Source organism: Streptosporangium sp. NPDC023963, assembly GCF_040639135.1.
GTDB lineage: Bacteria > Actinomycetota > Actinomycetes > Streptosporangiales > Streptosporangiaceae > Streptosporangium.
On the sequence record NZ_JBEZZK010000008.1, the window covers coordinates 46,463 to 69,082 of the forward strand.

At 72.2% G+C, this 22,620-nt stretch carries 18 protein-coding genes; 12 read left to right on the top strand and 6 right to left on the bottom strand.

Annotated features, from left to right (window positions below):
• Positions 1 to 41 precede the first annotated feature (41 nt).
• The 4 genes from AB0F88_RS23845 to AB0F88_RS23860 are packed head-to-tail and all read left to right on the top strand — an operon-like array spanning position 42 to position 4,609.
• Complete coding sequence (locus AB0F88_RS23845) at positions 42 to 761, top strand: glycosyltransferase (RefSeq protein WP_362687939.1); 720 nt, start codon at positions 42 to 44, stop codon at positions 759 to 761.
• Positions 758 to 1,891, top strand: coding sequence for a cytochrome P450 (locus tag AB0F88_RS23850; protein ID WP_362687942.1), 1,134 nt, complete (start codon positions 758 to 760; stop codon positions 1,889 to 1,891). The genes AB0F88_RS23845 and AB0F88_RS23850 overlap by 4 nt, the downstream gene beginning before the upstream one ends.
• The gene (locus AB0F88_RS23855) at positions 1,861 to 3,579 is read left to right on the top strand and encodes a class I adenylate-forming enzyme family protein (RefSeq protein WP_362687945.1); all 1,719 of its coding nucleotides are present in this window, start codon (positions 1,861 to 1,863) and stop codon (positions 3,577 to 3,579) included. Before AB0F88_RS23850 ends, AB0F88_RS23855 begins: the two co-directional genes overlap by 31 nt.
• Positions 3,572 to 4,609 carry an NAD(P)-dependent oxidoreductase gene (locus AB0F88_RS23860; RefSeq protein ID WP_362687948.1) on the top strand — a complete coding sequence of 346 codons (1,038 nt, stop codon included), beginning with the start codon at positions 3,572 to 3,574 and terminating at the stop codon, positions 4,607 to 4,609. Before AB0F88_RS23855 ends, AB0F88_RS23860 begins: the two co-directional genes overlap by 8 nt.
• On the opposite strand, the gene AB0F88_RS23865 is transcribed toward AB0F88_RS23860, so the two are convergent.
• Positions 4,567 to 5,478 carry a hypothetical protein gene (locus tag AB0F88_RS23865; RefSeq protein ID WP_362687951.1) on the bottom strand — a complete coding sequence of 304 codons (912 nt, stop codon included), beginning with the start codon at positions 5,476 to 5,478 and terminating at the stop codon, positions 4,567 to 4,569. The two genes, AB0F88_RS23860 and AB0F88_RS23865, sit on opposite strands and share 43 nt — an antisense overlap.
• A 228-nt stretch (positions 5,479 to 5,706) precedes the next feature.
• Here AB0F88_RS23865 and AB0F88_RS23870 point away from each other — a divergent pair, with 228 nt between their 5' ends.
• A complete protein-coding gene (locus AB0F88_RS23870) occupies positions 5,707 to 7,092 on the top strand; it encodes an LCP family protein (protein ID WP_362687954.1) in 1,386 nt (461 codons plus the stop codon).
• Between the two features lie 251 nt (positions 7,093 to 7,343).
• Positions 7,344 to 7,904 (top strand): hypothetical protein, encoded by a 561-nt coding sequence (locus AB0F88_RS23875; protein WP_362687957.1) that lies wholly within the window; start codon positions 7,344 to 7,346, stop codon positions 7,902 to 7,904.
• Positions 7,905 to 8,037: 133 nt separating this feature from the next.
• Here the strand turns inward: AB0F88_RS23875 and AB0F88_RS23880 are convergent, their stop codons facing one another.
• Positions 8,038 to 9,648 carry a hypothetical protein gene (locus AB0F88_RS23880; RefSeq protein ID WP_362687960.1) on the bottom strand — a complete coding sequence of 537 codons (1,611 nt, stop codon included), beginning with the start codon at positions 9,646 to 9,648 and terminating at the stop codon, positions 8,038 to 8,040.
• 887 nt (positions 9,649 to 10,535) lie between these two features.
• Here AB0F88_RS23880 and AB0F88_RS23885 point away from each other — a divergent pair.
• Positions 10,536 to 11,501: an ATP-binding protein gene (locus tag AB0F88_RS23885; protein WP_362687963.1), complete on the top strand. Its 966-nt coding sequence runs from the start codon at positions 10,536 to 10,538 to the stop codon at positions 11,499 to 11,501.
• Between the two features lie 63 nt (positions 11,502 to 11,564).
• Complete coding sequence (locus tag AB0F88_RS23890; protein WP_362687966.1) at positions 11,565 to 11,951, top strand: SCO5389 family protein; 387 nt, start codon at positions 11,565 to 11,567, stop codon at positions 11,949 to 11,951.
• Between the two features lie 119 nt (positions 11,952 to 12,070).
• Here the strand turns inward: AB0F88_RS23890 and AB0F88_RS23895 are convergent, their stop codons facing one another.
• Positions 12,071 to 12,739: a ribonuclease HII gene (locus tag AB0F88_RS23895; RefSeq protein ID WP_362687969.1), complete on the bottom strand. Its 669-nt coding sequence runs from the start codon at positions 12,737 to 12,739 to the stop codon at positions 12,071 to 12,073.
• A gap of 43 nt (positions 12,740 to 12,782) precedes the next feature.
• Positions 12,783 to 13,796 (bottom strand): LysR family transcriptional regulator, encoded by a 1,014-nt coding sequence (locus AB0F88_RS23900; RefSeq protein WP_362687972.1) that lies wholly within the window; start codon positions 13,794 to 13,796, stop codon positions 12,783 to 12,785.
• A gap of 180 nt (positions 13,797 to 13,976) precedes the next feature.
• Between AB0F88_RS23900 and AB0F88_RS23905 the strand changes: the two genes are divergently transcribed.
• Entirely contained in the window at positions 13,977 to 15,257 is a 1,281-nt protein-coding gene (locus AB0F88_RS23905) for a pyridoxal phosphate-dependent aminotransferase (protein WP_362687975.1), read from the top strand.
• A gap of 173 nt (positions 15,258 to 15,430) precedes the next feature.
• Positions 15,431 to 16,075, top strand: coding sequence for a GNAT family protein (locus AB0F88_RS23910; RefSeq protein WP_362687978.1), 645 nt, complete (start codon positions 15,431 to 15,433; stop codon positions 16,073 to 16,075).
• Between the two features lie 281 nt (positions 16,076 to 16,356).
• On the opposite strand, the gene AB0F88_RS23915 is transcribed toward AB0F88_RS23910, so the two are convergent.
• Positions 16,357 to 16,836: a hypothetical protein gene (locus AB0F88_RS23915; protein WP_362687981.1), complete on the bottom strand. Its 480-nt coding sequence runs from the start codon at positions 16,834 to 16,836 to the stop codon at positions 16,357 to 16,359.
• Positions 16,837 to 17,139: 303 nt separating this feature from the next.
• Between AB0F88_RS23915 and AB0F88_RS23920 the strand changes: the two genes are divergently transcribed.
• Positions 17,140 to 20,286, top strand: a complete 3,147-nt coding sequence (locus AB0F88_RS23920) for a BTAD domain-containing putative transcriptional regulator (RefSeq protein WP_362687984.1) — start codon at positions 17,140 to 17,142, stop codon at positions 20,284 to 20,286.
• A gap of 314 nt (positions 20,287 to 20,600) precedes the next feature.
• Here AB0F88_RS23920 and AB0F88_RS23925 read toward each other — a convergent pair whose 3' ends face one another.
• Positions 20,601 to 22,061 (bottom strand): methyltransferase, encoded by a 1,461-nt coding sequence (locus AB0F88_RS23925; protein WP_362687987.1) that lies wholly within the window; start codon positions 22,059 to 22,061, stop codon positions 20,601 to 20,603.
• A 140-nt stretch (positions 22,062 to 22,201) separates the two neighbouring features.
• On the opposite strand from AB0F88_RS23925, the gene AB0F88_RS23930 reads away from it, so the two are divergent.
• Entirely contained in the window at positions 22,202 to 22,513 is a 312-nt protein-coding gene (locus tag AB0F88_RS23930) for a hypothetical protein (RefSeq protein WP_362687990.1), read from the top strand.
• Positions 22,514 to 22,620: the final 107 nt, after the last annotated feature.

Below are 22,620 nucleotides of genomic sequence, written 5' to 3' on the forward strand. Positions count from 1 at the left end.
GGCACCGGCGTGACGCCGGCGAAAACGCGACGGACCTCTGGGTGATCGTCCCCGCCTACAACGAGGCCCCCGGCATCGAGGCGACGCTGCGGGCGCTGGCCGAGCAGGACGACCGGGACTTCACGCTGCTCGTGGTGGACAACGCGAGCACCGACGGCACCGCCGAGGTCGTACGGCGGCACGGCGTCCGGGTGGTCGTCGAGACGAGGAAGGGCACGGGCGCCGCCTCCGACACCGGCATGCGCCACGCCATCGCGCACGGGGCGACCCACCTGGCCAGGACCGACGCGGACTGCCTGCCCCGCCCCGACTGGGTGCGCAACATCCGGCGGGCCTTCGACGACGGGCTGGAGATGGTCGGCGGCCAGTTGCGGCCCCGGACCGACGAGTTCCGGCTGAAGTTCTGGGAGCGCCGTCTCATCCCGTTCGTGATCGAGGTGGCGGCGGCCTTCGGCCGCTTCCGGCCGGGTAACAGGGACCCGCGCTACCGGGGCCCGTACGTGATGATGCCCGGCGCCACGCTGGCCATCACCGCGGACCTGTACGAGCGCGCGGGAGGCTTCCCCAGGACCGCGATCGAGGAGGTCCACGAGGACCGCGCCCTGGTCAACCGGGTGCGTACCCTCACCCCCGCGTACGCCTCGCGGCGCGACGTGGTGGTCTTCGGCTCGGTGCGCAGGCTGCGGGCGTACGGCCTCGCGGGCACCCTCGCCTGGTACGCCGACCACCACTACCGGCCAGAAGTGATCGACGTCCGGTGAGGCACGAGACCCGCCTCTACCTGGCCGCCCACCCCTTCGCCTACCCGCTCATGCGGCTGCTGGCCCGGCTCGGGCCCGTGGTGCGCGTCCCCGGGCTGGGGGTCGTGGTCAACGACGCCGCCGTCGCGCGGGCCGTGCTGATGGACGAGCGGTTCCGCAAGGACGGACCCGGCTCGCCCGGCGACCTGTGGACGCCCGTGCTCGGCCCCTCCGTGCTGCTCAACATGGAGGGACCCGGCCATCTCGCGCTCCGCAGGAAACTGATGCCGCTGTTCACCGCCGGGTACGTGTCCGCGCTGGTGGACGACGTGCTCCGCGGGCCGCTCGACGATCTCTCCGCACGCCTGGAGCGTGGCGAGACGGTCGACCTGGTGGACGCCATGCGGCTGATGGCCGGGGCGGTGATCTGCCGGGTGATCGGGCTGGGCGAGGTCTCCGAGGCGCGGGCCAGGGAGCTGTTCGCGGACGGTGAGCGGGTCGTCTCGATGGTCTCGCTGCGCTCGCGGCGGCTGTCGGACCGGCAGGTGGCCGTCGCCCGGCGGGTGCTCGACCGGATCGGGGACATCGCGCAGGCCGCCTACGAGGCCGGGGACGAGTCGACGGTCATGGGCCGGATGCGGGCGCAGGGGCTGTCCGCGGCCGAGGCCAGGGGCGCGGCCGGGGCGTTCTTCCTGACCGGTACCGAGACCGTCGCCACGTTCGTCCCCCGGCTCGTCGCCCTCCTGCACGACCACCGGACCCCGGTGGGCGACCTGGACACGGTCATCGAGGAGGCCATGCGGGTCACCACGCCGACCCCGCTGATGCTGCGCTCGGTGGCCGCTCCGGCGCGCGTCGGAGGGACGCCGGTGCGCCCCGGCGACCGGGTGCTGATCGTCACCCACAACTGCGCCAGGGCGTACGGCCCGTTCGACCCCTCCCGCGCCCACCCGCCCGAGCTGCGCAGGCTCTGGTTCGGCGCGGGCCCGCACTTCTGCATCGGCTACCCGCTGGCCCTGGCGGAGATCCGGGCGGTGGCCTCGGTCCTGCTCTCCCACCGGCTTCGCGTCGTACGGCGGCGCGCGGCCAGGGGGGTCCTCATCCCGACCTACGAGCACCTGTGGGTCAGCAGCCGGGCCGGCACCGCGTGAACGACATCGTCAGCGGGATCATGGCGGTCGCCGCGCGGGAGCCGGGGCGGACCGCCATCGTCGACGGCCGGAGCCGCGAGATCACCTACGGGGAGCTGGCCCGCCGGGTCTCGGCGGTCCGCGACGCGATGGGCGGGCCGCCGGAGGGCCGAGGACGCCCGGGAGCCGGGGCGGGCCCGGAGGACGGGGCGCGGGCGGAGGGCCGAGGACGCCCGGGAGCCGGAGCGGGCCCGGAGGACGGGGCGCGGGTGGAGGGCCGGACGCGGCCGGGAGCCGGGATGCGGCCGGGGGACGGGGTGCTGTTCGCGGTGCGGCCCGGGGTCGACGCGGTGACGTTGGCGCTGGGAGCGGTGGCGGCGGGCGGGACGCTCGTCCTCGCGGACCCCGGCCTGGCGCCCGACGTGCTCGCGGCCCGGATGGCCGCGACCCGGCCCGCGTGGGTGGTCAGCGAGTCCCTGCTCCACACCCTGAGCGGTCCGCTCAAGGGCCTGGCCCGTCGCCGGGGCCTGCTCCTGCCGGACCTCGCGAACCCGCTTCCCGGCCACCCCGTCCGCCACCTGTACACGGGCCCGTGGCTGCCGGGAGTCCCCCGGGGGGCGCTGCGGCTCTCCCGGATCCTCCGGTCGTCCGGCGGCCTCACCGGCCCCACCGGCCCCACCGGCCCCACCGGTAGAGGAGGCGGCCGGGAGGCAGGTCCCGAGGCCGGTCCGGCGGCGTACGGGACGAACCCTGACCAGCCGGCGGCGGTGATCTTCACTTCGGGCACCACGGCACGCCCCCGAGGGGTGGTGCACACCCGGGGGTCTCTCGCGGCCGGGCTGGAGATGTTCCGGAGCGTGTTCCCGCTGGGCCCCGGTGACGTCGTGCACACCGACCAGCTGATGCTCGGACTCCCCGCCCTACTGGCCGGGGCGACCTGGTCCCTGCCCGGAGGCGGTGACCTCGCCGCGGAACTGGCCGCTCGGCGGGCCACCCACACCTTCGCCGTCCCGGTCCACCTGGACCGGCTGCTGCGCGAGACCCCCAGGCTCCCCGCGACCCTCCGCTACCTCCTGCTCGGCGCCGCCCCGGCCCCACCGGGCGTGCTCCGCCGGGCGATCGAGGCCGGGCCCGAGGTCCTGTCGGTCTACGCGATGACCGAGGCGCTCCCCATCGCGATCGCGTCCGCCCGGGAGAAGCTGGCCCAGGCCGGGGGAGATCTGCTCGGGGTGCCCCTGCCGGGCGTCGGCGTCCGGATCGCCGAGGACGGCGAGCTGTTCGTCTCCGGCCCCCACCTCGCGCGGCGCTATCTCGGCGAGGAGCCGCTGCGGGAGATCGCCACCGGCGACCTGGTCCGGCTCGAAGGAGACCGGCTGGTGCTGCTCGGCCGGAAGAAGGACATGATCCTCCGCGACGGGGTCAACATCTACCCGGGCCTGTACGAGTCCGGTGTCGCGGCGCTGCCCGGGGTGGCCGAGGCCGCGATCGTCGGGCTCCCCGACCCCGAGACCGGGGACGAGGAGGTCGTGCTGGCCGTCGTTCCCGCGGACGGCTACGACGAGGGCCTGCTGCGCAGGGCGCTTCCCGGGATCGTGGACGCCGCGGCCCTGCCCGACCGGATCGAGCCGCTCGACGCCTTCCCCCGCTCGGGCCGGGCCGACAAACTCGACCGTGCCGCCCTGCGGGACCTGGTCGCCCGCCGTGTCTGAGCGGCCCACGCCCGAGCGGGCCGTGTCTGAGCGGCCCAAGCCTGAGCGGCCCACGCCCGAGCGGGCCCCCGGGCCCGGCGGGCCCGGCGGGCGCACCGGGCGGGGGCTGCGGATCGCGGTGACGGGCGCCTCCGGATTCGTGGGGGGCGCGGTCTGCCGCGCGGCCGTGGCACGGGGCTGGACGGTGTCGGCCTTCGGCAGGCGGCCCCGGGTGGACGGCGGGCACGTCGGCGGCGCTCCCTACACGTCGTGGGACCTTCTCGGCCCCCGGTCCGCGACGTTCCCCGGGGAGGTGGACGTGGTGATCCACTGCGCCGGGAGCGTCACGGACTGGGGACCGCCGCGCGACATCTGGGCCGCCAACGTGGACGGCACCCGCAACGCCGCCGCCGCCTTTCCCGGCGCCAGGTTCGTGCACGTCAGCACGGCGAGCGTCTACGACCCGTTCCGGCCGACCGTGATGGCCGCCGAGGACGCCGCCCCGGTCGGGCGGTACGCCAACGCGTACGGCGCCTCGAAGGCCGCCGCGGAGAGGTGCCTGGAGCGGGCGGTCATCCTGCGGCCGCACGCGGTCTACGGCAGGGGGGACACCACGCTGCTCCCCCGGGTCCTCGGCGCGGTCCGGGGCCGCAGGCTGCTCGCGGTGGGCGACGGCCGCCAGCGGATCAGCCTGACCTCGGTGGACAACCTGGTCCAGGCCTGTCTGCTCGCCGCCGAGGGTCCGGTCGACCACGGCGTCTTCAACGTGACCGACGCCGAGCCCGTCGTGCTCGACGACGCCCTGCGCGCGATCCTCGGGGAACGCGGCATCGACGCCGAGCCGTACTACCTGCCGCTCACGCTGGTGGACCCCCTCGCCGCCGTCGCCGAGACCGTGTCACGGCTGCTCCGGCGCCCGCGCCCGCCCCGGCTGACCCGCTACGCCGCGGGCCACCTGGCCGTCGAGCGGACCCTCGACATCACCGCCGCGCGCACCCGGCTCGGCTATCACCCTTCGGAAACGTCCTTCGGGGGTTCCGCGCACTGGTGAGCACGGGCCTCGAACGCCGCCGCCGCGAGCCTGGAACGGACGAGCCTCCCCCTGACGAAGAAGCCCGTCACCGCCAGGAGAAGGCCCAGCGCGAAGATCACCCGAAGGCCGTTCCTCAGGAAGGCGGTCAGCGCGTCGAATATCGCCACCACGGCGGCGTACGACAGGCCACCGGCGACGGCGTCGGGCAGGTAGACGTTGCGAACCGCGGACATGGCGACCGCCAGCACAAGCATGCTCGCGGCCAGGCCGAGCCCGGAGCCGATCAGCGCGGCGTACCGGTCGCGGACCAGGACCACCCCCGCGGCGATCAGGACCGGCGACATGCCCAGCAGGACCCACCTCAGCGAGATCAGCCTGTCGTAACCCTTGTCGATCGTGATCATGGCGGAGGTGGGCAGCAGCAGGGTGACGGGGTGCGCCTCGGGCAGGCGCGAGGCATCCCCCATTCCGGCGACCTGCAACCTCCGCTTGACCAGCTCGTACACCGGGGCGAGGTCGTAGCCGACACCGTCCTCCTGCGCGCCGGGATTCGGGGAGTGACCCAGGATCGCGAGGAACCGGCGGTGTGTCAGCTTGTTGATGTCCAACCAGGCGACGGCGAAGTCGTTGTCGACGCCCGCCTTCGCCGTCTCGCGGATGAGTTCCCCGCCGACCGAGAGCCCCAGCCCGCGCAGTTGCAAAACGATCTCGTCGGTGACGCGATTCGTGACGGCGCTCTTGACCGCCGGGTGAGCGGCCAGCGGGGTCACGTTGCGGAGGTAACGGTCGGGGTCCGCGATCTCGTTCGCCGCCCAGTGGGCGGTGAGGGCGAAGGGAGCGAGAAGGCATCCGAGCGCGATCAAAATCGAACCGATCACTCTACGCACGGGGCCCCCTAACCGCTTTACCTGGGAATCCCCGCGTTTGCCGGACAAAACCAGTTACGGACTCTTTTTGACGCGAACTTGGAGATCAGCGTCATCGCGACGGCGAGATCTGGTTTACAAACCTTGACCCACCACCCCCAGCGCGTCGAACAACCACATAGCCGATTCAACCGAAAACCGTTACTAACCTGCGACGTATTGGGCTGACGGACAGGAGATGTCACGGCTATGGCAGGCAATACGGGGCGAACAGGCGTCGGATCGAGCCTGGCACTGACGCTGGGCTCGGCCGTTCTGTGGGGCCTGGCCCACATCTGGGTGGGCCGCCGCCTGACCGGCGCCTTCCTGATGGGCGTCGAGCTCACCCTCGCCGGAGCCGCCGCGACCGCCGTGCTGACCGCCGGGCCCTCCCTGCTCTCCCTCGCCGTGCAACCGGCCTGGCTCTGGGTCTTCGCGCTCACCGCGATGCTGGTCGCCTCCGTGGCCGTCGCCGTGATCATCCGCTCCTACCTGCTGGTACGGCCGAAGGTGGCGCCCCCCTCGGCCAAGTACCTCTCGGCCGCCGCCATCGGCGTGCTGTGCGCGCTGGTGATCGCTCCCATGGTCTACGCGGCCCGGCTGGCCTATATCTCCCACAACGTGGTGACCTCGGTGTTCGCCGAAAGTGTCACGCCGATCCCGGTGGACCCGTGGAAGGGCCTGGACCGGCTCAACATCCTGCTCGTCGGCGCGGACGCGGCGGCCAACCGGGTCGGCGTACGCACCGACAGCATGACCGTGGCCAGCGTCGACACCCGGACCGGCGACACCGTGCTGTTCGGCCTGCCCAGGAACCTGGAGGACGTCCCGATGCCGCCCGGCCCGGCCCGCGACCGCTTCCCCTACGGCTTCCAGGGCGAGCCGCCGTACACGCCGGGCCTGCTCAACGAGGTGTACCAGTACGCCGAGGACTACCCCGAGATGGTTCCCCGGCAGAACAAGCGGCACCGCGGCCCGACCCTCCTGAAAAGAACGATCAGCGGCATCCTCGGGCTCGACATCCCCTATTACGCGATGGTCGACATGAGGGGATTCGTGGAGATCGTCGACGCGATAGGCGGTGTGCGGGTCCGCATCAAGGACCCCATCGTGTACGGCAGGCAGGACGAGGGCCTGATCGAGGCGGGCAGGCGGAAACTCTCGGGCGAGGAGGCGCTCTGGTACGGCAGGTCCCGCACCGACAGCGACGACTACGTGCGGATGGGCCGCCAGAAGTGCCTGCTGAACGCCGTCGCCAAACAGGCCGACCCGATGGCGGTCTTCCAGAGCTTCGAGAAACTGGCCACCGCCGCCGTCGACGCGATCTCCACCGACATCCCGCGTCAGCTGCTGCCCGACCTGGTCGAACTGGCGGAGAAGGTGAAGGACTCCAGGATCAGGAGCCTCCAGTTCGTTCCCCCGTTGATCTACTCGGGTGCACCCGACTACCACCGGATCAGGCGCGAGGTCATCACCACCCTGGCGGCGCCGCCCGCCCCGCCCCGCTCCATGCCCGCACTGCAGGCCGGAAACCGGAGGAACGCGGGCGAGCGCGCCGAGACGAACGCCGTCGTCCTCGACTCCGCCTGCCACTGACGACCCGGCGGCCCGGCTGCCCGGCGAGCCCGCGGGCTGACGGGCTGACGGGCTGACGGGCTGACGGGCTGACGGGCTGACGGGCTGACGGGCTGACGGGCTGACGAACCTGCGGGCTGACGACCCGGCAGGCCGGTGAACCGGTGAACCGGCGAACGACACGCTCGGCACTTCCGGCGCGTTGAGAGCGCCCACGAGGGTCTGAATGCTGTTATGGAGTGATTACTTAGCGTCATCATGGAGGTTCGAGGATGAAACGTCATCTGGCGAGTGTGGGCCTGCTCGCCGCGATCGCCGCACCCGCTGTTGGATGGCCCCTCGCCTGGGCCGATCCGGTCCCCTCCGTCTCCATCTCCCTCGACGACGGGGCGAGGGAGACCACTCCGGGTGCGGAGAACACGTACACACTCCGCATCAGCAACCAGGGGACCGCCCAGCTGAGGCGCGTCCTCCTGGTGCAGTCCCTGCCACCGTCGATGACCTTCGTGAAGGCCGACGCCGGAGGGCGGGTGAAGCAGGGCAAGGTGGCGTGGACGGTCGACGTCCCGCCCCAGAAGGACGCCATCGTCCACGTGAGCGCCCGGGTCGGCGCGGTCGCGGGGGCCGCGGTGCGGAACCTGGCGACGACGGCCTGCGCCCGCAGGAGCGCCACCGGACCCGTGCTGGTCTGCGCCACGGACATCAACACCGTGGCCGTGCCGGAGAAGACGGCCGACTGGGTCCTGCCGGTCTCGCTGGCCTCCGCCGCCGTCGCGGGACTGGTCACCGGCGCGTTCCTGCTCCGCCGTCGCCGTCGGGTCCAGCCGGTCTGATCCGGCCGCGCCGAGTGCCCGGCCAGGGTCTCCCTAGCCGGGCCGCGCCGAGTGCCCGGCCAGGGTCTCCCTAGCCGGGCCGCGCCGAGTGCCCGGCCAGGGTCTCCCTAGCCGGGCCGCGCCGAGTGCCCGGCTAGGGTCTCCCTCGCCGGGCGCACAGCCGCGGGACCAGACCGAGGCCGGAGAGCAGGAGTCCCACCAGGACCGGCCAGAACGGCAGGCCCGTGAACGGCAGCGAGGGACCGGCCGGTTCCACGCGAGACCAACCGGCGGGGCAGGGGATCGAGACGGACCGTCCCCGCCCCGGCACGCACGACGGGTCGGGGGGCGGGTCGGAAAGCGGACCCGGCACCCGCGCGGGTACCGGGGTCCGCTCCGGGCCGGGAACAGGCGTCGCCCCCGAGGAAGAGGCGGGGGCCTGTGCCGGACCGGGAACCGGCGCGGGCTCGGGGACCGAGCCGGGAGCGGGAATCGGCGCGGGAGCGAGAACCGAGCCGGGAGCGGGAATCGGCGCGGAATCCGGCTCGGGCGCCGTCACGGAGCCGTCGGCGGCCGCCGGGGCGGAGGCCGTCTCCGCCGGCCGCCTCTCGCAGCCAGGGCCGGACGACCCCGCCGGGCAGTCGGGCCCGGGTTTCGCGTCCACCGCGACGTCACCCGGTTCGGTCGCCTCGGGTGCGAGCGCCCCGGTGCTCGTCGTCCCCTCGACGGCGACCCGCTGCGCGCAGCCGAGACCCGCGCCGGGAACGGGAGCGGCGAGCCTGGCGGACCACGGTGCCGGGTTCGGGCAGTTCGTCCCGCCCCCGGGGGCCTGGACGGCGCTGTCCAGCGCCCCGTCCCCGGTGGCCGCGGTGCCGACGGTCACGCTGTAGGTGATCGTGACCGTCTCGGCCACCGGGACGTCGCCGGTCCAGGCCAGCCTCGGCGCGCCGTACGAGACGGTGCCGCTCGTGACTCGCGCGTCGCCGTTGTAGGCCGCGTCATCGAGGACCCGGGAGAGTTCTCCGGTGAGCGTGGCCCCCGGATAGACGGCGTTGCCGACGTTGCCGACGGTGATCGTGTAGGTGACCACCTGGCCGGGACCCGCGGTCTCCCTGTCGGCGGTCATGAGGACGTACAGCAGCGGCAGACCGGGCGCGCCGAGGTTCCCGCAGGCGGGATCGGCGGAACCGGCCGCGCAGTTGGAGCCCTCGGGACCGACCAGCTCGCCGGAGAGGCGCAGGTCCCCCGCCGGAGGGTCGTCCACCGTGACGCCGTAGGTGACCGTCACCGTCTGACCGGCGGCCACGTCGCCGGTCCAGGTCACCTCGGGCGCGGTGAAGGAGACCGTCCCCGAGGTGGCCGACTGGTCGTGGTCGAAGCGCGCGTCGTCGAGCAGGCCTGACAGGTCGTCGGTGAAGGTGAAGTCCGACCGGCCGGTATCACCGGCGTTGCGGAGCTTGACGGTGTAGGTGACCTTCTGTCCGGGCTTGGCGAGGATGGGCGAGGCCGTCTTGGTGATCTCGACCTCCGACCCGCCGCCCGCCGGCTCCCCACCCACCGACTCCCCGCCCGCCGACCCCTCGACCGTCGGCTCCCCACCTACCGGTTCCCCGACCACCGACTCCCTGCCCGCCGACCCCTCGACCTCCGACCCGCCGCCCGCCGGCTCCCTGCCCACCGACCCCTCGACCGCCGGCTTTCCGGCTCTTGCCGTCGCACGACTCTCGTCGCTGTAGACGCCCCGCGCGACCCGCTTTTCCGTCACGGACGCGGGCGAGGGCTGCCCCTTTTCCGTCGCCGCCATCGTCACCGCCGAAGACTTCCCCCTGACCACCGCCACGGACGAAGACCTTCCCCTCACCACCGGAACCGACGGAGGCCCTCCTTCCGCGACAGTCGTCCCTTCCGCGGCCGTCGTCGAGGGAGTTCCGGCCTCCGTCCGGACGGACGGTGAGAATGCCTCCGTCCGGACGGACGATGAGACTGCCTCCGCCCCACCCGTCCCGGATGCGGCGAGAACGGGAGCCGGCGTCACGAGCACCGCGAGCGCGACCCCGCACGCGGCGAACCCACCGGCTCGCCGTCCGGAGGCCGACCACCCGGGGGCCGGCCACCCGGAAAGCCGTCGTTCGGAGACCCGCCGCGCGGAGAACCGCCGATCAAGGGCCCACCGCGCGGGAAACCGGCGCCCGGAGACCCTTCGCTCGGAAAACCGCAGTTCAGGAATCCGCCGCGCGAAAACGCGACGCGACCAGGCACCGATACGTACCACCAAAGCCCCTTGCTGACCCTTGTCCACGATCTTGCAGGGGGTCAAGATCAACCGACTCGGGGTGGGATACCCGGACCGGCCGGATCTCACCGGTGCCGGTGGTAAACATCCGCCCCGCCGATCCCCAAGGGGGTTGCCGAGTCAGCACAGGAGACCTCGAAGCGGTAACAGCGGATCTTTGTCACCGGTCATGACATGGCAGGTGTTTTCTCTCACCCCTTTCGCCCGCACCTGTCATGGGAGATCACTCTCATCCGCGTTCGCGACACGAGAGCGCCTCTCCTTCTCCTCGCGATAAGCACCCCGCGCCCCCACCCGCCGTGGCATGATGGCCCCCAGAGAGATTGAAATGATTTTCATAATCAGATTGGATCGTCGTTATGAGGGTGGCGTTCGTTGGCAAGGGCGGCAGCGGCAAGACGACCCTGTCGGCGCTTTTCGCGAGATACACCGCGGGCCGGGGTGGCCCCGTCGTGGCCGTCGACGCCGACATCAACCAGCACCTGGGCATGGCGCTGGGGCTGAGCGAGGGTGCGCTGCCGAGGCCGATGGGCTCGCACCTGACCGAGATCAAGGAATACCTGCGGGGCGACAACCCCCGCATCTCATCGGCTTCCGCGATGGTCAAGACCACCCCGCCGGGGTCGGGCTCGCGACTGCTCCGCCTCGACGAGCAGGACGACCCGATCCACACCCGATTCTCCGCCGCCACGCCCGAGGGGCCCAAGCTCATGGTCACCGGGCCGTTCAGCGAGGACGACCTGGGGGTGGCGTGCTACCACTCCAAGGTCGGCGCCGTGGAGCTCTATCTGAACCATCTGCTCGACGGCGCGGGCGAGTACGTCGTGGTCGACATGACGGCCGGGGCCGACTCCTTCGCCTCGGGGTTGTTCACCCGCTTCGACATGACCTTCCTGGTGGCCGAGCCGACCCGCCAGGGCGTGGGCGTCTACCGGCAGTACCGCGACTACGCCGCCGACTACGGCGTGCCGGTCGCGGTGGTGGGCAACAAGATCCACGGTCCGGGAGACGTGGCGTTCCTGCGCGACCAGGTCGGCGACGACCTGCTGGTCTGCCTGGAGCACTCCGCGGCGATCCGCGCGATGGAGCAGGGCCGTCCCTTCACCCTCCGGGACCTCGAACCGGCCAACTCCCGGGCTCTGGGCACGATTCTCGACCATCTGGACGCCCAGGAGAAGGACTGGTTCCGCTTCGGGCGCCAGGCCGTGCAGTTCCACCTCCGCAACGCGGAGGCCTGGGCGAACAGGGCCACCGGCGAGGATCTGGCGGCCCAGATCGATCCCGGCTTCGTCTTCGGGCCCACACGAGTGTCGCTCTCCCGCTAGATGGAGTGATCCGTAGGCCCGACCTAGTGTCTGATGAATCCCCTTCTGTGAGGAGAACGCAGCATGTCGCTGACCGTTTCGAACGACCTTCTCGACCAGGCCAAGGCCGGTGAGGTGGAGGACGCGGCATTCGTCACCTGTGTCAGAGACTCCCTTCCATACGCCTGGTCGCTCATCAGCGACCTGGTCAAGGAGCGTGAGCACACCGGTGCCGAGTTCGCCGACAACACGGTGCCCCCGCCGGACGAGGCCGCTCGCGGCCAACTCCTGCGCGCTCTCGCCAGTGACGCCATGCGCGGCGCCCTGGAGCGCCACTTCGGGGTGAGGCTGGCCTTCCAGAACTGCCACCGGGTCGCTGTCTTCGACCCGTCCGCCACCGGCGCCCACGCGGAGTTCGTCACCGCCAGGTCGCAGATTCTCAACCAGACGCCCGAGCTGGTCGACTGCTGACGGCTTCGTTCCGAGGAGGACCGGCCCCCGGCCGGACGTTCACGGAGAGCAGGGCGCCCCGTTCCCGAAGAGCCGGGCGCCCCGTTCTTTGAAAGCCGGACGTTCCCAGAGGAAGGCGTCTATCCGAAGAGCCCGAGCTGGCCCTCTCCGGCCAGCGGGTTGCGATGTCTCTTGAGGTGGCGCCACCGGGGAAGGTCGTCCAGATAGGACCAGGACAGGCGGTGATGCTCCGTCGGGCCGAAGGCGGCCAGCGCCGCCTGGTGGACCGGTGAGGGGTAGCCCGCGTTGTCGGCGAACCCGTACTCCTCGAAACCCAGCGAGGCCATGTAGGTGTCCCGACGAACCTTGGCGATCACGGAGGCCGCGGCCACCGAGACGCAGGAGAGATCGCCCTTGACCTCGCACCTGACCGGCCAGGGTGCGCCCAGATAGTCGTGCTTCCCGTCCAGGACGACCACGTCGGGCCGGGCGGGAAGCCCGGCCAGCGCCCTCCTGGCCGCCCGGCGCAGGGCCTCGGTCATCCCGAGCGCGTCGATCTCCTCGTGGGACGCCTCTCCGTACCCGATCCCGGCCGCCCAGGCGGTGATCTCGGAGACCATGGCGGCGCGGCGGGCGGGGGTGAGCAGTTTCGAGTCGGTGAGCCCGGAGGGCGGTTCCGACAGGTCGGTGACCACGGCGCAGACCGCCACCGGACCGGCCCAGGCTCCGCGCCCGACCTCGTCCACCCCGGCGACCAGTTTGGAACCGCCGTCGTTCAGCAACCGCTCGAGCACGTAGGTGGGAGGCACGTGCCGACGTTACCGGGCCGCGAGCCTCCGGACGCCATCCCGGTCAGGCGTCGTCATCCCGGTACGGGCCTTCGTCCGCCACTTCATCCGGGGCCTCGAACTCCGGCCGGGCCTCCGGGCGTTCCCGGGAGGCCGGTTCGACCCCCTCCAGGTCGGCGGCGAGGAGCCGGGCGGCGACGTGGACGGCCCGGAGGGTGACGGAGACGGCGGGACGGTGGACGCTGGACGACCGGGCGACGGCGTGCACGACCCGGCCCACCGGCGGGCCGGGGAACCGGCGGACGGCGATGCCGCGGACCCCGCTGGCCAGTGCCAGGGCGGGGACGGCCGCGATGCCGATGCCCTTGGCGACCAGGCCGATGATCGTGCCCAGTCCCTCGAACTCCCAGGGCACCGGCCTGTGGCCGCCGACGTCGGCCATCAGCCGGTCCACCGCCAGCCGGGAGGGCTCGCCGTCCGGGGTGGCCATCCAGGGCTCGTCGCGCAGCTCCCACAGGTCGACCGGGACGTCGGGGGAGGCGAGCCGGTGCCTGCGCGGCACCACGAGCACCAGCGGATCGCGCAGCAGCGGGAAGACCCGTACGGTGTCGGGCTCGCGCATCCGGCCGTGCCAGTCGTCGATCAGGGCGATGTCCACCTCGCCCGACTGCACCTCGCGCATCCCGCGTCCCGAGCGGCCCTGTCCCATCCGCAGGGTGAGCTCACCGTGCCGGCGCAGCGTCCTGGCCAGCGCGGGCGCGAAGGCCACCGCGGCGGTCGGGAAGGCGGTCACGGTGACCCGCCCCGACGGGGTCGCGGCCTGGGCCGACAGGTCGGACTCGGCGCTCTCCACCATGGCCAGGATGCGCTCGGCGTGCTCGACCAGGCGCCGCCCCGCGTCGGTCAGCTCCGCGCTCCTGGCGGTCCTGTCGATCAGCACGGCGCCCGCCTGGCGCTCCAGCGCGGCCAGCTGCTGCGAGACCGCCGAGGGGCTGTAACCGAGGGAGGCCGCGGTGGCCGCGATGCTGCCCCGGCGAGCGAACTCACAGATCAGGACGAGTCTCCGCAAATCGAGCATCAGTTTTCCTTACGCCCACCCACGACAACCGAAGCTTGTCCTGATGCCCCCATCCCACCAGGCTGGAAGGCGTTCCACAACGGCCCGCGCTGTTCCGTGGCGGTCCGTCCTGTCCGCGAACAGCCCGCACTTCTCCACGGCACATTCCGCACTTCTCCACGACGAGGCAGGGGTCCCGCGATGAGCGTCACACTTTCCGCCACCCTGGCGGCCAACGAGGACATCGAGCGAAGACGGCGCGCCGGGGAGCGCGTGCTGCACCTGGCCTTCGGCGAGGCCGGCCTGCCCGTGCATCCGGCCCTGAGCGAGCGACTGGGCGCGGCGTCCGGACTCAACGGCTACGGGCCCGTCGCCGGCGCGCCCGCGCTGCGCGAGGCGGCCTGCGGCTACTGGTCGCGGCGCGGCCTGCCCACCGACCCCGACCTGGTGGTCTGCGGCCCCGGGAGCAAGCCCCTGCTGTACGGCCTGCTGCCGGCGATCGGCGGCGACATCGTGCTGCCGATGCCGAGCTGGGTCAGCTACGCCGCCCAGGCCGAGCTGGCCGGGGCGCGCTCCCTGCTCGTTCCGACGCCCCCCGGCGAGGGTGGGGTGCCGGATCCCGAGCGCGTGACGGCGGTGGTCAGGCACGCCCGTGCCCGGGGGCGCGACGTGCGCTCGCTGCTGGTCACGCTTCCCGACAACCCCAGCGGCACGCTGGCCGGTGCGGCCACGATCCGGCGGATCGCCGAGGTCGCCCGTGAGCTCGACCTGACGATCATCTCCGACGAGATCTACCGCGACCTGGTCCACTCCCCGGACACCGGTTTCCTCAGTCCCGCCGACGTGGCTCCCGAGCGAACCGTGATCACCAGCGGGCTCAGCAAGAGCCTCGCCCTGGGCGGCTGGCGGATCGGCGTGGCCCGGCTCCCGTCGCCGGCCCTGCGCGACCGGCTCCTGGCCGTGGCGAGCGAGATCTGGTCCAGCCCCGCCGCGCCGGTCCAGCAGGCGGCGGCGTACGCCTACACCGAGCCGCCGGAGCTCGTCGAGCGGGTGAGCCGGAGCCGCGAGCTGCACGGCGCGGTGGCGCGGGCGGTGTACGAGCGATTCGTCCGCGCGGGCGTGCGGGTGGACGCGCCGCGGGGCGGTTTCTACCTCTACCCCGACTTCACCGGGCTCGACTTCGCGTCCTCCGCCGACCTGACCGCCTGCCTGCTCGACCGGCACGGCGTCGGGGTGCTCCCCGGCCACGCCTTCGGCGACGACCCGGCGGCCCTGCGGGTACGGGTGGCGACCAGCCTCCTGTACGGCGAGACGGCGCGGCTGCGGCTGGCCGCGCTCGACGCCCCCGACCCTCTGGCGCTGCCCTGGATCTCGGCCTCGCTGGACCATCTGAGCGAGGCGCTGACCGGTCTGCTCGCCGGGCGGGGAACACCCCCGCCCCCCGTGCGCGTCCCGCTCGTCACGGCCCCCGCGGCGGGGTGACCGCACCCCGCCGGGCCCGCTCGGGCGGCGGAGGTCTCCGGGGTGGCGTTATCGGCTCTGACCTGGTATCTCTTACCCCGAAGACCCACGAGCCACGTGTGTTCCTCGATGCTCATCAAGATGTCTCGTGTCGTTTGGTATCAAGCAGGGGAAAGAGCCCTCATTATGTGCTCATGCCCGCTTTCGTCACCCTGTCCGGGCGCCTCGTGCGCCTGGAACCGCTCAGCCTCGCGGTCGTCGACGACCTCGTCGCCGCGGCGAGTGAAGACCGTTCTACCTACGCCTTCACTCGCGTCCCCCATGGCCGGGACGAGATGGTCTCCTACGTGGAGGCCGCTCTGGCTGAGCAGGCGGAGGGCCGCACGATGCCCTTCGCCATCCGGTGGCTTCACACCGATCGCGTGGTCGGTGCCACCCGTCTCATGAACCTGGAGTACTGGCAGGGCCCCATGCCCTGGCCGCCGGGCGCCCGTGGGGCGGTGGGCGATGTCCCGTCCGTGGCGGACATCGGTTACACCTGGCTCTCCGCCTCCGCGCAGGGAACCGGCGTCAACCGCGAGAGCAAGTATCTGATGCTCTCCCTCGCCTTCGAGACCTGGCAGGTCCACCGCATCACCATCAAGGCCGATATACGGAACGTACGCTCCCGGGCCGCCATCGAAGCCCTCGGCGCGCACCTCGACGGTGTGCGGCGGGCGGAGAGCCGAGGCGCCGACGACACGGTCCGAGATACCGCGTACTACTCCATCCTGAGTGACGAATGGCCGGTCGTCCGAGAACGGATGCACGCGCGGATGGGCCTGGTCGAGGCCGCGTGAGACGGACACCCCACGTGCGGCGATATGAGAAGTGGTGAATGATCAAAAGGATGGAGAGCTAAAAAGCACTCAGAAAGCACATAGAGTCAAAAACATTATTCTAATTACTTAATGGAACAAAAGGCCCGCCCGGAATTTCGGGCGGGCCCGGTGTTCGTCCGATGTCGCACGTGAGTCGCGGCTCGCGTGGTCAGCGGGTCGAACGGAGATCGCGGGTGAGAGGAGGGCGTTCGCACACCGGTGTCACCGGCACGGCCACCGGATCCACCGGGGCCCCGTGGTCACTCCTCGTCGGACTCGACCTCGTAGATGTAGCGCCACTTGCCGCACAGCGTCTTCTTGGCGTGGTGCCTGTCCCAGTAGCAGACCCTGACCTGCAGGTTGTCGATCTCGTCCGCGACGTAGTGGAACTTCTGGTAGCCGCTGGTGCCGCACTTGCGGGCCCAGGTGTAGTTCTCGTCGCCGTCGTGGGTCTCGAACTTGAACTGGGCGTAGCCGCAGAGCCGGCTCGGCGAGTACTTGTCGTAGAGCCTGCCCTGGACGTGGAGGCGGTCGTCCTCGTCGAGCGACACGCTGCCCCTGGCGGCGGCGCGGGAGTCGTCGTAGTACTTGGAGTAGTAGTAGCCCCAGGGCTCCTCGTCGTACCCGCTCGAAGCGGTGAGGGTGGCGGCTGTGGCGGGAGTGGCGAGGGCGGGGACACCGATCGCGATGACGGCGGTGGCGGCAGCGAGACCGAGAAGTTTGGTGATCGAGCGGCGCATGGTGGTTCTCTCCTTGAGGGGTGTGGCTCCCGGCTTCCGAAGGAGCCATGGCTCATTGATAGGCCCCGGTGCCTGCATCGCACTTACCGCGCCTTTATCCACACCTGCAATCCACTGACATGTCGGGCATGGCCGCCCCCGTATGGGGCCATGCCCGACGACACCAGCATTGGGGGCACGGCTCAACAGCCGATTGACGTGCAATCAACGTCTCGGCGAACAAGCAAGCCTCTACCTACGGGGTAAGCAAGGGAGGATCTATCATTTGGCCATAAAACTTCCCATTGGGCGGAGATTCAAGAAATGGCTGTTCAGGGCAGCGAAGACGGACTGCGGTTCGCGGTGCTCGGTCCTGTCCAGGCATGGCGCGACGGTTCCGAGCTCGATCTGGGCACTCCGCTGCAACGTTCCATCCTGGCGATGCTCCTGCTGAGGGAGGGCCGGGCGGTCACACCGGCCGAGATGATCGACGCGATCTGGGGGGAGGACGCCCCGCCCCGCGCGCTCGGCGCCCTGCGTACCTACGTCTCCCGGCTGCGCGCCGTGCTGGAGCCCGGCAGGTCGCCGCGCACCCGCCCCGAACTGCTCACCTCCGTCGGCAGGGGGTACGCGCTGCGGCTGAACGGCGGCTCCCTCGACCTGCTTCTCTTCGAGCGCGGCCTCCAGGAGGCGGAGACCGCGCGCCGCGAGGGCGATCTGGCCCGCGCCGCGGAGAGCCTGCGCGCGAGCCTGGCGCTCCACACCGGCGAGCCGCTCGCCGGGGCCGTCGGCCCGTACGCCGAACACCAGCGCGGACGGCTCGCCGAGCGCCGGATGAGCGTGCTCGAGGTCCTGATGGACCTGGACCTGGAGCTGGGCAGGCACGCCGACGTCCTGTCCGAGCTGATCGCGCTGACCGGCGACCACCCGCTGCGCGAGCGGCTCCGGGCCCAGCTGATGCTGGCCTACTACCGGTGCGGGCGCAGGGCGGAGGCACTGGCGGCCTTCGCCGACACCCGCGCCACGCTGATCGAGGAGCTGGGCATCGAGCCGGGCTCCGACCTGACGAGCATGCACCAGCGCATCCTCACCGGCGACCCGGCCCTCACCCCGGCCCCGGCCGGCCCGCCGGCGCGGCCCGCGCCCGCGGAGGCCGTCACGACCGCCGAGGCCGCCGAGACGGCCGCGCGCGAGGGCTCCGAGGCGAAGCCGCCCCCGGAGGCGGACCCGGAGGCCGCGAGGACGCCGGAGGCGCGGGCGGCGGCGAGCCCGGAGCTGCCTCGACCGGCGCAGCTTCCCGCCGCCGTGAACGACTTCACCGGCCGCCGCCAGATCATCGCGCGGCTGCGCACGCTGCTGTCGGCCCAGGACGGCTCCGAGGGCGTGCCCGTGGCGGCCATCTCCGGTATCGGCGGCGTGGGCAAGACGGCCCTGGCCGTACACGTCGCCCACGCCATGCACGACCTGTTCCCCGACGGCCAGCTCTACGCCGACCTGCGCGGGTACGGCGAGGAACCGACCGCGCCCGAGTCGGCGCTGGCGGCCTTCCTGCGCGGGCTCGGCCTGCCCGCCGACGCCATCCCCGACGGCCTGGCCGAGCGGTCGGCGCTGTTCCGCTCGCTCCTGGCCGACCGGCGGATGCTCGTGCTGCTGGACAACGCCCGCGACGCCGCCCAGGTGAGTCAGTTGCTCCCCGGCTCGGCCGGGTGCGCGGCGATCGTGACCAGCCGGGGCAAGCTCGCCGACCTGGCCTCGGCCAGGCTGATCGACCTGGACGTCATGGAGCCGGACGAGGCCCTCGCGCTGTTCGGCATCGTCGCCGGCGAGGAGAGGGTGGAGGCCGAACGCGCCGCCGCCATGGACGTGGTCGCCGCCTGCGGTTTCCTGCCGCTCGCGGTGCGGATCGTGGCGGCGCGCCTGGCCGCGAGGCCGGCCTGGACGGTCGCCTCCCTGGTGCCCCGGCTGGCCGACGAGCGCCGCCGCCTGGACGAGATGCGCGTGGGCAACCTCGCGGTGGAGGCGACCTTCGCCCTCGGGTACGGCCAGCTCAACCCCGCCCAGGCCCGCGCGTTCCGGCTGCTCTCCCTGCCCGGGGGGCCGGACATCTCGATCGGGGCCGCCGCCGCGCTGCTCGCGCTGGACCCGATGGGCACCGAGGACGTCCTGGAGTCCCTGGTGGACACCAGCCTGCTCGAAGCCCCCGCTCCCGGCCGTTACCGCTTCCACGACCTGCTCAAACTCTTCGCCCGCCGCGTCGCGGAACGGACCGAGAACGCGACGGAGGAGAGCTGCGCCGCGGGCGAGACGAAGCGGGGAGAGCGGCGCGGGTCCGGTGTCAGCGTGACCATCGGCGGGGAGGGCGAGGCGGCGCTGCGCCGGTTGCTCGACTTCTATCTGGCGTCCGCGCGCTCGGCGCACCGCCTCGCCTACGAGGGCAGCACGATGGCCGACCGGCTGGGAGTCACCGGCACCGGTCACGCCTTCGCCTCCGCCGACGAGGCGGTGGCCTGGCTCTCGGTGGAGGCGGAGTCGCTGTTCGCGTCGATCGCCCAGGTGACCTGCGCCGACAAGGCCGACGAGCTGCTGCCGGGGGCCGACCTGCTGCTCGCCATGGAGCCGCTGCTGGAGTCGGGGAGCCACGTCCGCGAGTTCGAGAGCCGGACGCGGGAGATGCTGGCCGTCGCGCGGCGGATCGGCGCCGGCTCCAGCGAGCTGCGCTGCCGCTACGTGCTCGGGCGGGTGCTTTTCGGCGCCAACCGGCTGGCCGAGGCGGAGGAGGAGTTCCGTACGTCGCTGGAGCTGTCGGCCGGAGGCGACCGCATCGTCACCGGCGAGGTGCTCAACGCGCTGGCCGTCGTGGCCGGGCGGCGGCGCCGCCACGAGGAGGCCCTGGCCTGGTTCGGCGCGGCGCGCGAGGCGTTCAGGGAGGCCGGGGCGCGGGGCGGGGAGGCCCTGACGCTCAGCTACTCCGCCCGCGACCACCTGTTCCTGGAGCAGCCGAAGGAGGCGATCGCCGCCGCCGAGCAGGGGCTGGCCCTGTTCATCGAGATGGGCTCCAGCGCGGGCACCGCCAGGGCCCGCTACCACCTGGGGATGATCCTGTCGCGGGTCGGCCGGCTGAACGAGGCGGTCCACCACCACGCCGAGTGCCTCGCCTTCTTCAGGGCGAGCAGGCAGCGGGTCTGGGAGCAGCGGGTCTGTTCCCGGCTGGCCGAGACGTTCATCAACGCGGGACGCTTCACGGACGCGGCCCGTCACGCGGAACAGGCGCTGACCGTGAGCCGGGAGATCAGCCACCCGTACGGCGAGGCGCAGGCGCTGTGGGTGCTAGGCAAGGCGCTCAACGGTCTCGGCAGGGTCGGGCGTGGCCGGGACTGCCTCGAACGTGCCCACGACCTGTTCGGCAGGCTCGGGGCGCCCGAGGCCGAGGATCTGCGTCTTCTGCTGGAGCGCGACCAGGTCGACAGCTGATGCCAGGCCGTCGTACAGGTCGTCGTCGAGACGCGTCATCCAGACGTGGTTGATCACCGGTGTTCCCCTCGAAGTCAGGCCCCGTGGCTCGGGATGGGCGTGGGGGTCCGGCCGGCCGTCTGACCCGGGCGACGCGTAGGGGGCCCGGTCATCCGGTGCGTCGCCCGCGGGTCGGCCGCCTCACTGTGACAGCCGGCCGGACGTGGCACGGACCCTTCACCCCCCGGGTCCGTGCCCCACGACCAGAGCTTCTCCCGCGGCGTTTGCCATCCGATTGACAAGCGATAGCGGGGATATCCACAGCCTGTGGACGATCACCCTGTGGATATGTGGAAAAACCCTTCCGCGATCAGCGGGCGGAGGGCGGCGGGAGCCTTTGTCCGCAGGTCATCGTGGTCCTCGCCGGTCAGCTCCGCGATCGCGGCGAGCAGCGGGTCCAGTGGATAATCGCCGTCGCAGACGCCCGCGAGGGCGGCTTCCACGGTCCCGACCACCGCGCTGCGGCGCAGCCCCCCGGTCTGCCGCAGCACGATGCGCGCCGGGTCCTCGGCGCCCGGGGGGCCGACCCGCTCCTCCAGCACCCCCTCGGCCACCACGAGCCTGGAGCCGAGCAGCTCGGCGTCGGTCAGGCGGTGCGCCGTGGTGATCGAGCCGAGCACCTCGTCGACGTATCCGCCGACCGGCAGCTCCACCGGCCGCCCGTACTCCTCCACCCGTACGACGGGGTCGAGGCTCCCGGAGTCGTTCAGCGTGATCCAGCCGAAGCCGATCCCGGTGACGTTCGCCGCCTCGAACCAGCCGAGCCAGTCGTCGTAGAGCTCGCGGTGGCGCGGGGTGCCCTGCTCGGCGGCGTCCCGCAGCCACAGCTCGACGTACTCGGCGGGATCCTGGACGTCGCGCTGCACCACCCAGCCGTCGCAGCCGGTCCCGGCGAGCCAGCCGCCCACCCGGTCGCGCCAGTCCTCGCCGTCGACGTGCAGCCAGTTGGCCAGCAGGTGGCAGGTGCCGCCGGGCGCGAGGTGGCGGGGCGCCCGGCGTACGAGGTCACGGCAGAAGTCGTCGGCGTGGAAGCCCGACTCGCGGTAGGTGAACCGGCCGGCCGGAGAGATCACGAACGGCGGGTTGGCGACGATCAGGTCGAAGCGGTCGTCCTCGACGGGATCGAACAGCGAGCCCAGCCGGGCGTCGACGCCGGTGATCCCGGACAGCGCCCAGCTGAGACGGGACAGCTCCAGGGCGCGCGGGTTGACGTCGGTGGCCGTGATCTCCTCGGCCCTGCCGTCCAGGTGAAGGACCTGCACCCCGCACCCGGTACCGATGTCCAGGGCACGCACGACGGGGCGGCGGGAGGCCAGCTGGGCCAGGTTCGCCGAGGCGCCGCCCGCGCCGACGACGTGGTCCGGGCGCAGGGCCGGGTCGCCCGGCCTGACCTTGCGGTCGGAGACGACATAGCCACCGGGGCCACCGGTCTCCCAGGGCTGCAGATGGACCGTGGAGGTGACCCGGCCGCCCTCGACGGTCACCAGGCCCGCGGCGGCCAGTTCCTCCACGGGAAGGCCCGCGGGCACCCCGCGCGCCTCCACGGGAGCGCCGAGCCACCACAGCCGGATCAGGGTGGCGAGCGGGTCGCCCTCCGCGGTGGCGCGCAGGGCGGGGACCGTCTCCTCGCGGGAGAGCGCGGTGGCGGCGACGTCGCCGAGCCGCTCGCGGACGCCGTCGATGGTGTAGCCGGTGTCGAGCAGGAGTCCCCTGAGCCGGCCGAGCAGATCGTTCACCGGGCAATCCTCGCACCGGGCACGTCCGGATGCTCCCGGTGATGAGACTGTTACCCATCGGGGTAAGCGTTCTGCAAGCGGACTTCAAGTGGAAAGCGGTACTTCTTGGGAGCCGCACCACCCGCTCCAAAGGATCCATGATGCTGATCCCCTGTTTCGCCTGCGAGTCCCGTTTTCACCCTGACGAATATTTCCGCGCTTGCCACGACTACCACCGTGGCAAGGATCTGGTCGCATGGACCTGCCCGCGGTGCGGCAACCAGGATGAGTTACGGGTCTTCCCGGGGGAGCTGGGATTCGGCTACGCCCGGCGCGGCAGGTTCGACGTCTCCGACCGGGTGCGGGTGCCCGGCCTGCGGCGCCGGCGTCAGGACCTGCGGTTGGACATCTCGCTGGACGAGGGCGTCTGGCGGGTGGCGACGCGGACCCGCCAGCTGGTGGGAGCGCACTGAGAACCCACGCGCCGAGACCCCGGCTGGTGGGAGCGCACCGAGACCGCTCCGGCCCGGAAAAGCCCCCGTGATCCGGGCCGGAGTATCGGTGACACCCGTCGCCGCAC

Bases quoted from the DNA above. Each gene is read 5' to 3' on its own strand.
- AB0F88_RS23870 (WP_362687954.1), top strand. From the start codon at position 5,707: ATGGCAGGCAATACGGGGCGAACAGGCGTCGGATCGAGCCTGGCACTG.
- AB0F88_RS23875 (WP_362687957.1), top strand. From the start codon at position 7,344: ATGAAACGTCATCTGGCGAGTGTGGGCCTGCTCGCCGCGATCGCCGCA.
- AB0F88_RS23885 (WP_362687963.1), top strand. From the start codon at position 10,536: ATGAGGGTGGCGTTCGTTGGCAAGGGCGGCAGCGGCAAGACGACCCTG.
- AB0F88_RS23890 (WP_362687966.1), top strand. From the start codon at position 11,565: ATGTCGCTGACCGTTTCGAACGACCTTCTCGACCAGGCCAAGGCCGGT.
- AB0F88_RS23900 (WP_362687972.1), bottom strand. From the start codon at position 13,796: ATGCTCGATTTGCGGAGACTCGTCCTGATCTGTGAGTTCGCTCGCCGG.
- AB0F88_RS23905 (WP_362687975.1), top strand. From the start codon at position 13,977: ATGAGCGTCACACTTTCCGCCACCCTGGCGGCCAACGAGGACATCGAG.
- AB0F88_RS23910 (WP_362687978.1), top strand. From the start codon at position 15,431: ATGCCCGCTTTCGTCACCCTGTCCGGGCGCCTCGTGCGCCTGGAACCG.
- AB0F88_RS23915 (WP_362687981.1), bottom strand. From the start codon at position 16,836: ATGCGCCGCTCGATCACCAAACTTCTCGGTCTCGCTGCCGCCACCGCC.
- AB0F88_RS23920 (WP_362687984.1), top strand. From the start codon at position 17,140: ATGGCTGTTCAGGGCAGCGAAGACGGACTGCGGTTCGCGGTGCTCGGT.
- AB0F88_RS23930 (WP_362687990.1), top strand. From the start codon at position 22,202: ATGCTGATCCCCTGTTTCGCCTGCGAGTCCCGTTTTCACCCTGACGAA.